Annotated in this window: 11 protein-coding genes; 5 read left to right on the top strand and 6 right to left on the bottom strand. The window is 70.4% G+C overall.

Annotation, left to right across the window (positions count from 1 at the left end):
- Positions 1–200 precede the first annotated feature (200 nt).
- A complete protein-coding gene (locus tag ACRDTB_RS35895; protein ID WP_431436710.1) occupies positions 201–1,415 on the top strand; it encodes a lanthionine synthetase C family protein in 1,215 nt (404 codons plus the stop codon).
- Complete coding sequence (locus tag ACRDTB_RS35890) at positions 1,397–2,407, top strand: thiopeptide-type bacteriocin biosynthesis protein (RefSeq protein WP_431436709.1); 1,011 nt, start codon at positions 1,397–1,399, stop codon at positions 2,405–2,407. Before ACRDTB_RS35895 ends, ACRDTB_RS35890 begins: the two co-directional genes overlap by 19 nt.
- 878 nt (positions 2,408–3,285) lie before the next feature.
- On the opposite strand, the gene ACRDTB_RS35885 is transcribed toward ACRDTB_RS35890, so the two are convergent.
- From ACRDTB_RS35885 to ACRDTB_RS35875, 3 genes are all read right to left on the bottom strand, one after another.
- Positions 3,286–3,579 (bottom strand): hypothetical protein, encoded by a 294-nt coding sequence (locus ACRDTB_RS35885; protein ID WP_431436708.1) that lies wholly within the window; start codon positions 3,577–3,579, stop codon positions 3,286–3,288.
- Positions 3,580–3,747: 168 nt separating this feature from the next.
- Positions 3,748–4,212, bottom strand: a complete 465-nt coding sequence (locus ACRDTB_RS35880) for a PPOX class F420-dependent oxidoreductase (protein ID WP_431436707.1) — start codon at positions 4,210–4,212, stop codon at positions 3,748–3,750.
- Positions 4,209–4,802 carry a dihydrofolate reductase family protein gene (locus ACRDTB_RS35875; RefSeq protein WP_431436706.1) on the bottom strand — a complete coding sequence of 198 codons (594 nt, stop codon included), beginning with the start codon at positions 4,800–4,802 and terminating at the stop codon, positions 4,209–4,211. Before ACRDTB_RS35875 ends, ACRDTB_RS35880 begins: the two co-directional genes overlap by 4 nt.
- 91 nt (positions 4,803–4,893) lie before the next feature.
- Between ACRDTB_RS35875 and ACRDTB_RS35870 the strand changes: the two genes are divergently transcribed.
- The 3 genes from ACRDTB_RS35870 to ACRDTB_RS35860 all read left to right on the top strand — a co-directional run bounded on the left by ACRDTB_RS35870 (position 4,894) and on the right by ACRDTB_RS35860 (position 6,968).
- Positions 4,894–5,346, top strand: coding sequence for a winged helix-turn-helix transcriptional regulator (locus ACRDTB_RS35870; RefSeq protein ID WP_431436705.1), 453 nt, complete (start codon positions 4,894–4,896; stop codon positions 5,344–5,346).
- Between the two features lie 113 nt (positions 5,347–5,459).
- Positions 5,460–6,035 (top strand): dihydrofolate reductase family protein, encoded by a 576-nt coding sequence (locus ACRDTB_RS35865; protein ID WP_431436704.1) that lies wholly within the window; start codon positions 5,460–5,462, stop codon positions 6,033–6,035.
- A gap of 72 nt (positions 6,036–6,107) precedes the next feature.
- Entirely contained in the window at positions 6,108–6,968 is an 861-nt protein-coding gene (locus ACRDTB_RS35860; protein WP_431436703.1) for an exodeoxyribonuclease III, read from the top strand.
- Positions 6,969–6,978: 10 nt separating this feature from the next.
- Here the strand turns inward: ACRDTB_RS35860 and ACRDTB_RS35855 are convergent, their stop codons facing one another.
- The 3 genes from ACRDTB_RS35855 to ACRDTB_RS35845 form a co-directional block, all read right to left on the bottom strand.
- Complete coding sequence (locus ACRDTB_RS35855; RefSeq protein ID WP_431436702.1) at positions 6,979–7,476, bottom strand: GNAT family N-acetyltransferase; 498 nt, start codon at positions 7,474–7,476, stop codon at positions 6,979–6,981.
- Between the two features lie 63 nt (positions 7,477–7,539).
- Entirely contained in the window at positions 7,540–8,181 is a 642-nt protein-coding gene (locus ACRDTB_RS35850) for a class II aldolase/adducin family protein (RefSeq protein WP_431436701.1), read from the bottom strand.
- Positions 8,168–8,962 (bottom strand): helix-turn-helix transcriptional regulator (locus ACRDTB_RS35845; protein WP_431436700.1); only part of this gene is annotated, 795 nt, incomplete at its 5' end. The genes ACRDTB_RS35850 and ACRDTB_RS35845, both read right to left, overlap by 14 nt.

The following is an 8,962-nucleotide window of genomic DNA, read 5'->3' as shown; positions in this document are numbered from 1 at the left end:
CGCCGCGTATGCCGCTCGAACAACACCGGCAACTCCCGGCCACACAACGGATGAAACGGATGGGTGACCACCAATGAGCTACCACGAGACCCGGACGAGCGGGTCCTATGCAGTTCGTATCCCGGCGTGGAGAAGGTCACCAACCGCCTCGCCCGCGCCGTCGCTCAGCGTCGGCTCGCCCTCAGCCGCCAAGGTCCGCCGTGACCGCCACCGGCGATGCCGCCCAGCTCGCCGACGCACTCGCCACGAAGCTGACGACTCCCACACACGACACCGACGACAAGACCGGACGAGAACAATCTCTTGCCGAAGGCGCGGCCGGCGTCGCCCTGCTGCACATCGAGCGCGCGCTCGCAGGAGTGGGACCGTGGAGCACCGCGCACGCCTGGGTCAGCACAGCGACCGCTCGCGGAATCAGCGCGGCCGACGACACCGCTCTCTACCTCGGCGCACCCGCGATCTCCTTCATCCTGCACGCCGCGGAAGCCGACCAGGTCCACCGCTATGAACGGGCGCTGTCCACCGTGGACTCCCACGTCGCCGCCTTAGTGCATCGACGGGTCGACGCCGCCACGGCACGTGCCCGGCGCGGTGAGGCATCGACATTCGCCGAGTACGACCTGTTCGCCGGTCTGACCGGAATCGGGCGACTCTTGCTCCGGCACGCGCCCGGAACCGACGCGCTCGGACGCATCCTCGAGTACCTGGTGTGCTTGACCAGACCGCGCGCCGACCACCTCCCCGGCTGGTGGGTCTCCCGCGACCCAGACATCACCCTGCCCACACCCGGCGGGCACGCCAACCACGGCGTTGCGCACGGAATCTCCGGCGTACTGGCCTTCCTCGGCACCGCGCTCCGGCTCGGCGTCACCGTCGACGGACACAGCGACGCCATCGCAACGATCTACGCGCACCTGGACTCCTGGCGACACGACGACCAACCCGGCCCCTGGTGGCCGGAATGGATCACCCGCGACGAACTGCACGACGGCCGGTCACGGCAACCTGGTCCCTTCCGGCCGAGCTGGTGCTACGGAACCCCCGGCATCGCCCGCGCCCAGCAGATCGCCGCCATCGCCACCGGCGACACGGCACGGCAACGCATGGTCGAGCACGCCCTCGCGGCGTGCCTGTCCGACACCGACCAGCTCGACGGCATCACCGACCACGGCCTGTGCCACGGCTGGGCCGGGCTGTACCTGACGGCCTGGCGCGCGGCCCAGGACGCGCTAACACCCGAGATCAGCCACCACTTGCCGCAATTGGCCGCATCGCTCACACGCCACGCCGACGTCAGCGACCAGGACGACCCCGGACTCCTCACAGGTGCCACCGGGCTCGCCCTCGCCGCACACACCGCCGCACGCAACACCGCGCCGATCTCAGGATGGGACGCATGCCTGCTGATCACATGACAACCGTCGAGATCATCGAAACCGCCGCCGCGAAAGTCATCACCGGCACACCGCTGGCCGACGCCGCCACGGCTGCAGGCATGCAAGCCTCGGCACTCGCCGATGCCGTCGAGGTCTACCGACAGGCCGGCCGACGCGCCGTCCACACCCGCGCCAATCCGGGATGGTGGCAGGTCTACGTCCAGTTCCTCGACTGGAACGAGGCCGAACGGGCTGTCGCCGAACACCTGGCGCCGCTGCTCCAGCGCGCCGAAGCCGATGGTGTCGTCGCCGCGTGGTGGTTCATGCGGAAGCACCCCTGCTGGCGGCTACGGCTCCGACCTGGCCCTGCGGGGCGCGCGATGAGGGAAGACCTCTCGGCCGAACTCGACCAGCTCACCACCGGAGGCAAGATCAGCGGTTGGTGGCCGGGAATCTACGAAGCCGAGACGGCCGCGTTCGGCGGTAACCCAGGCATGGATATCGCTCACGACCTCTTCTGCGCGGACAGCCGTGCCATCGTCTCCATGGTCCGAAGCGACGAAACCACGCTCGGCCGCCGCGAACTCTCCCTCCTGCTGTGCGGAACGCTCATGCACGCCGCCAACCTGGAGTGGTACGAGCAAGGCGACGTCTGGCACCGCGTCACCCAAGAACGCCCGCACCTGACCGACGTCCCGCCCAACAAGATCACCGCGCTGGCCGACGAGGTAAGGAGCATGCTGCTCACCGACACCGCACCCGGCGGCCCACTGCTCGGTGAGAACGGCCCCCTCGCCTCCGCCGCTGGTTGGGCCGAGGCGTTCCGTCGAACCGGACACGCGCTCGGTGCGGCCGCACGTGAAGGCATCCTGCGGCGAGGACTCCGCGAGATCATCAGCTACCTGGTGATCTTCCACTGGAACCGCCTCGGCCTGCACGTCCGAACCCAGAGCATCCTCGCCTCGGCCGCCCGCGCCGCGATCCTGGAGACGTCCACGTCGCCGGCCAGCGTGCAAGGCGACGACCACTAACGGGCGTAGCACGAGCGACTCATGGCACGTCACGGGCGAGTCCTTACCGCCGTTATCTGGACTTCGGGCCCGTCGGCCAGCACCTCGGAGTTCTTATGGATTGACGTTAGCTCCACTTAGTCCTACCAGCACAAACGGTCGGAACAAGATCGTACAACTTGATCATTGGGGCGGCGTTGGGGTGCGAGTGCTCAAGGTTATGGCTGGTGCGCGCTTTGACGGCCGCTAGCGCGGCCGGGTCGCGGAGGTTCGCTCCGCGTGGTCGTCTAGGCGGGCATAGACCCGGTGACCGGCAAGCGCGTCTACATGAAGCCGGTGCTCGGCCACCTGCCGGTATGCAAGATCGACGCGCACGCGTTGGAGAGCTTCTACACGGAACTACGCCGCTGCCGTATCCGATGTGACGGAAAGCCGTTCGTCGAGAAGCACAAGACGGAAGGCGAACACGACTGCGTCGAGCAGAAATGCAAAGTCCACAAGTGCAATCCGTTGGCAAAGTCGGCGGTGCGTCAGATCCATTCGGTAATTAGCGGCACGTTGTCCGCGGCCGAACGCGTCAAAGAGCGTGTAGAGGCACTAGGTCCGGAGCCGAAGGCAAGAAGGACACCCTTGACAACTATAGAAGCGTCACTTACACCAACTTCTTTACCGACCCCGGGGTCGGCGGGTCGCGACGTCAGGCGTTCTTCGAGCCGAGGGTGGCGGAATTGGTATTCGGCGCCGACTTGGCGGAGGACACCGCGCCGTCGTGCGCGAGAACTTCACTGGCGCCGTCGTGGCGGCGAACCAACTGCCCACAGACATCGGCACCGGCTTGCTGCAGAACGCCCAGTCGGCATTCACCACCGCGCTCAACACGGTCGCCGGCGTCTCCACCGTCATCGCGCTTCTTCTCTCCTGCCCACTGCCGTCGTTCTCGACGGGCTGCCCGGTTCAGCCCGGGTCTTGTGGTGGATGTCGTGCCGGCAGGCGTCGGAGGTGCGCAGGGCGGCGCCGACCGCGGCGGCGACAGTGACCTCGACGATCTGGTTTCGGTGTACCCGGCGGCGGGCCGCAGTCAGCAGCCACGCGACCGGTCGTCCGGCGCTGCCGCCCCACTTGCGTAGCGCCAGCGCGCACGCTTCCTCGGCGAACTCGAAGTCGCCCAGAACGCGGATCAGTGCGGCGAGCACCGGGCCCCGTGCTCGCGGTAGACCCGCTCCACTGACGCCGCAGCGAGACCGTCATGCTCGCCTCATTCGCCGGGTGGCCAGCGCCGTGCGGCCGCGAACTCGGCTCCGCTACTGCGGTCGCTGACTCCGACCGAGTGGACAACTCGGGGTGCCGTAGGTCAAGGTGCCTCAGCCCATGCTTTGCCGGTCGGGTTCGATGAGCGCGATGACCCGCTGCTCGTCGCGCGGATAGGGGCCGCCGATGTACTTCGTCGAGATCCGGTCGACGATCTCCCAGGCGGTGTCGCCCTCGAGCCACCCGATGACCCTGCCGCGGATGATGACCGGCTGGAACGGGTTGTCGGCTGGTGTCAGGGAGAGCGCGACTCGCGGGTCGCGGCGCAGGTTGCGGGCCTTGCGGGTCCCCGGGCCGGTGAGGATCGCGACGTGGTCGCCGTGGGTGCCGATCCACACGGGGACGGAGTGGGGGGCGCCGTCGGGAAGGACGCTGGCGAGGTGGGCGATCGAGGTGCCGTCGAGGACGCGGCGCACAGTGGGGTCGAGCATGGTGGTCAGCTCCTGGCGTGGGTTCTGGGTGGGCTTCTGGCAGGGGTTGCCGGTGAGCGACGCGATTTCGCCGGTGACGAGGGTCATCGCTCGATCTCGTAGTGGAGGTGGGTGACGCCGGGTGCCGGGACGGCGTCGACCAGGCGGAGGCGCACGTGCTCGGGCAGCGCCTGGAAGAAGGGCCGGCCGCCGCCGAGCAGGACCGGCACTTGGTGGAGGACCACCTCGTCGACGAGTCCCGCCTTGAGCGCCTCGGTCACGACGCCGCCGCCCATGAGGCCGACGTCCTTGTCGCCGGCGACCTCCCGCGCCGCCGCGACCGCGTCCTCGATGCCGGTGGTGACCAGGGTCTGCCGTTCGGTGATCTCCGGTGCCGGCCGGTGGCTGAGGACGAGCAGCCGGGCCGTCGGGTGGGGGCTGCCGCCGCCAAAATGGTCGGAGTCCTCATAGGTGTTGCGGCCCGCCACGACCGCGCCCACGCGTCCGGCTAGGGCGTCGAAGACCCGGGCACTGGGCTCGCTCAGCCGGAACCCGTCGAACACCTGGCTGGGCGTGTCGCCGTCGAAGTACCAGTCGAACAGCATCGTCCCGTCGCCGAGTCCGCGCCCGGCACCGGGATCGCGGCCGGTGACGTACCCGTCGACCGACACCGCGTGGGCGCTGATGACCTTGCTCATCTCCGTGGTCCTTTCGGGGGTTCCTTCAAGAGACGCTGTGACCATAGCATCCGAAGTTCCCTAAAGGAACCCTAACTGCTAGTCTGGTTCCATGCAGCGCACGAACTTCGGCGGGATGGCGTGCTCGATCGCGCGCACGCTCGACGTCATCGGGGAACCCTGGTCACCATTGGTCCTGCGGGACGTGTGGGTCGGGTTCACTCGGTTCGAGCAGATCCAGGCGGACCTCGGTATCTCGCGCAAGGTCCTGACCGAGCGGCTGAACCACCTCGTCGACCAGGGCGTGCTCGAGCGCCAGCCCTACGATCGGCGACCGCGGTACGAGTACCACCTGACGGAAAAGGGCGCCGAGCTGATCGACCTGGTCATGGTCATGGCCGGCTGGGGGGACAGATGGCTCGCGGGCGAGGCCGGCCCGCCAGTGCTCTACCGCCACCACGCGTGCGGTGAGGTCAGCGGTGTCGACCTGCGTTGCGCCCACTGCGGCGAGCCGATGCACGCGAACGACGTCGACCTGCTGCCCGGCCCCGGCGCCGCCTTGTGACCGAGACAGGCCCGAGGCTCGGCGCGACACAACTTTCTCGGCGAGGTGTCGTGTTCGGGGGCTCCTGTTCGACGCAGTGACGACAGCACGTCAGAACGACCAAGGAGTACCCGATGCGCACACTGATCGCCACCGCGTTCGTCTCGCTCGACGGAGTCATCGAGGGGCCCGGCCCAGAACCGGGCTACCGCAACTCGGGCTGGACCTTCAACGACATCGAGTTCGACGTGGCCGCCTACGAGATCAAGGGTCGCGAGCAGGACGAGGCCGCGGCGATGATGATGGGCCGGGTCAGCTACGACGTGTTCTCGCCGGTGTGGCCGGACATGACCGACCAGTTCGCCGGCTACAACGCGATGCCGAAGTACGTCGTGTCGACCACGCTGCGGGATGAGGAGCTGGTGTCCAACTGGGGCGAGATCAGCATCCTTCGCTCGCTGGACGAGGTCGCCGCGCTCAAGGAGAGCGAGGGCGGGCCGATCATCATCCACGGCAGCGCCACCCTCAACCGCAACCTGTCCGATGCCGGCCTGATCGACCGCTACCACCTGCTGGTCTTCCCGGTCCTGCTCGGCGCGGGCAAGCGGCTGTACAGCGACACCGACAGGGACAAGGCGAACCTCAAGCTCGTCGAGAGCGAGTCCTACGCAAACGGAATCCAGAAGCTGGTCTACGACGTCGTCCACTGACCGGGCCCACCGGGAACCAGCACTCCCGAACCACCGACTCCGATGCACGCCGGCGCTACTACTGTGGGGCCGGTGCGTGTGGTGACGTGGAACGTGAACTCCGTCAAGCAGCGGATGCCCCGCTTCCTGCCCTGGCTCGACCAGCGCCGGCCGGATGTCGTCTGCCTGCAGGAGACCAAGGTGCCGGACGACATGTTCGGCGAGCTGCTCGACGCCGCCCTCGCCGAGCGTGGGTACGAGGCCGCGGTCTACGGCGAGGCCCGGTGGAACGGGGTCGCGATCCTGTCCCGGGTCGGGCTCGACGACGTCGTCAAGGGCGTGGCCGGCGCGCCCGGCTTTCCGCATCCCGAGGCGCGTGCCATCGCCGCGACCTGCGGTGGCGTGCGGATCCACACGGTGTACGTGCCCAACGGACGGCAGCCGGACTCGGACCACTACCGCTACAAGCTGGCCTGGCTCGGCGCGCTCCGGGAGGTGGTCGCGGCCGGGCCGGGGGACGCGATCGTCTGCGGGGACATGAACATCGCGCCCACCGACGCCGACGTGTTCGACCCCGCCGCCTACGTCGGGCAGACCCACGTCACCGAGCCGGAGCGGGCGGCTCTCGCCGAGCTGCGGGGCCTCGGGCTGCGCGACGTCGTGCGGGACCGGTGGCCCGGCGAGCGCGTGTTCACCTACTGGGACTACCGCGCCGGCATGTTCCCCAAGGACCTCGGCATGCGCATCGACCTGGTGCTCGCCACCGCGCCCGTCGCCGGGCGGGTCCGGGCCGCCTGGGTGGATCGCCTGGCGCGCAAGGGAACCGGGCCGAGCGACCACGCACCGGTGATCGTCGACCTCGACGAGGCGCCCGACGGTGACATCGGCCCGGTCGTGCCGCCGCCGTCGGCGCCGTCGGTGAAGCGCGGGGCGCACAGGCTGCCCCAGGCTTGATCGTGCCCGGCTAGAGCGCCGCGAACCGTGCGGCATAGGCGAACTCGCCGCGCAGGGCCGGGGTGTAGGCCGTCAGCGGGCGGGCCTGGAAGTGGTCACCCCACGCCGGCACGGGCGGCCGGATCCCGAGGCGCGAAGCCGGCGCGAAGCCGAACCTCGGGTAGTACTCCCGGTGTCCCAGCAGCACGACGACCGGCTCGTCGAGCGCGTCGGCCGCGCCGAGCACCGCGTGCAGCAGCGCGGCGCCGACACCCGTGCGCTGCCGGGAGGGGAGCACGCCGAGCGGGCCGAGGCCGAGCGCGGGCGCGCTGTCGATGTGCGCGCGGGTGCAGACCACGTGACCGACCACCTCGCCGGCCGCCTCCGCGACCAGCGACAGGGTGGGCAGCCACCCCTCGTCCGCCCGAAGCGCCGTGACGAGGTCGGCCTCCACCGCGGTCTCGAACGCGCCGAGGTGCACGGCGTGGATCGCCTCGACGTCGGCCGGGGTCTCGCGCCTGAGCAACACGGCGTCACTGTCGCACGGCCGACCCGCTGCCGGCGCTGGATTACGTCGACGTGTCAGGAGCGGTCAGCCGGGGTCGACGCCGTAGTCGAGCCGGCGCCGCTGCTCCGCGACCGCCGCCAGCTCCTCGTCGGTGAGCAGCCGGGGCGTGCCGAGCACGACCGCGCGCCGGTAGACCTCGGCCAGCCACTCCACGGTCTCGAGCCGGTCGCACGCCTCCTCGATGCTCGCGCCGTGGGCCACCGAGCCGTGGTTGCGCATGAGTGCCGCGACTCGGCCGTCGAGCGCGGCGAGGACGTTCGCGGCGAGCTCGGGCGTGCCGAACGTGGCGTACTCGGCGACCCGTACCACGCCGCCGAGCGGCACTGTCGCGTAGTGCACCGGGGGCAGCACGTCGTGCGTGGCGCCGACCGCGATCGAGGAAGGCGAGTGGGCGTGCGCGACGGCGGCGGCGGTCGTCGATCGGTGGATCGCGAGGTGCAGCGGCAGCTCTGAGGTCGGCGCGAGCCGGCCGTCGAGCACGGTGCCGTCGAGGTCCACGACGGTCAGCCGGTCCGGGGTCAGCGCGCCGAGCTCGGTGCCGGATCCGGTGACGACCAGGTGGTCGCCGACGCGTACCGACAGGTTGCCGGCCGTGCCCACGACGAGCCCGCCGGCCGCGAGCCGCCGCCCGGCGGCGACGACCCGCGCGCGCTCAGTCTCGTGCAACCGAACTCCCCACCAGCGTCCGAAGCTGCGAGAGTAGCTCGCTGCGGCTGGTGGCGCCGAGTCGCTGGCGCATGCGGGCGATGTGGTGCTCGACGGTCTTCGCGGAGATGAACAGGCGGTCGCCGACGTCCTTGTAGGTCATGCCGGACACGACGAGCTCGGCGACCTGCAGCTCGCGCTGGCTCAGGCTGACCTCGGCCGGCATCTCACCCGCGTGCGCCGCCGGTAGGTCCGATGTGGACACCCGGCGGGCGGTGACCGGCTTGCCCTGCACCATCCTCGCGCAGTCGAGCAGCCGGACCATGGCGGCGCGGTCGGTCGTCTTGGTCGCCGCGCGGCCGGCCAGGCGGGCGGCGTCCCAGGTGAAGCCGGCGCCGTGCAGGCCGCGGGCCGCCTCCTCGACGGCGTCCGGGTCGATCCGGCCGTCGACGATGTCGAGCCAGCAGCGGGCGGCCGCGGCGATCGTGCCGAACTGCTCGTCGCGCGCCGCGGCCGTGGTGAGCGCCTCCGCGTGCTCCCCGGCCGCGTCGCGCCGGCCGGCGACTACCGCGGCGTGCAGGCCGCCCCACCACAGCGGGGTCGCCCACAGCGGCGGGTCGCCGAGCCCGGCGAGCAGCGTGCGGGCCTGGTCGAGGTGGGTGGCGAGCCGGCCCTCGTCACGCAGCCGCGCGGCGGCCACGGTCAGCTCGCCCAGCGGCAGGAACGTGAACAGGTCGACGGGGTGGCGCAGCACGGCCTCGCCCGCCTGCAGCCACGCGCGCCCGAGCGCCGCCGCGTCACC

The organism is Actinophytocola sp. (genome assembly GCF_050699935.1).
Lineage (GTDB): Bacteria > Actinomycetota > Actinomycetes > Mycobacteriales > Pseudonocardiaceae > Actinophytocola.
Note: the sequence above shows the minus strand (reverse complement) of the source record. Positions and strands in the feature narration are given on the sequence as shown.